Origin of the sequence: Streptomyces sp. AC555_RSS877 (genome assembly GCF_019049245.1) — a bacterium.
Taxonomy (GTDB): Bacteria; Actinomycetota; Actinomycetes; order Streptomycetales; family Streptomycetaceae; genus Streptomyces.
In genome coordinates this window covers 1-450 of sequence record NZ_JAGMUK010000172.1, presented here as the reverse complement: position 1 = coordinate 450, position 450 = coordinate 1, and the positions used below count along the sequence as shown (strand labels likewise).

1 pseudogene is annotated in these 450 nt (G+C 63.3%); it reads left to right on the top strand.

The window, feature by feature from the left end:
• A pseudogene (locus tag KUM49_RS38290) lies at positions 1–197 on the top strand (IS21 family transposase); the annotation flags it as partial.
• Positions 198–450: the final 253 nt, after the last annotated feature.

The following is a 450-nucleotide window of genomic DNA, read 5'->3' as shown; positions in this document are numbered from 1 at the left end:
AGGCCGCGTTGGAGTCGGTCTGGCCAGAGCCGCGGAAGAAGCCGCGGCCGCGTGGCACCCGCCTGGATGCCTACAAGCCGTTGATCGACGAGATGCTCTGGTCGGATCTGGATGCTCCGCGCAAGCAGCGTCACACGGTCAGAGGGGTGGAAGCCGCCTCGCGCAGAGCTCATGGGGACTGGCGTCGTGAGCGCTGAACCATCGTGAAAGTGATACCGAGGACTCCGCCTGCACCGCTACCGAGCGCCAGGCCGATCGCTATGTTGTCGAAGACGGACACTCCGAGCGCCAGCCCGATGGCGACGCCGATCAGCATGCCGAGAGCGAGTCCCGTGCTGGCGGACGGTGATCCAACTTCCTCAGTGTTTGTCACACGCTCATTGTGCTCGAAAATATCCGCAGGGCGGTCCATCATCGATCAGATACGGACAGCCTGGAAAACATGGCCCG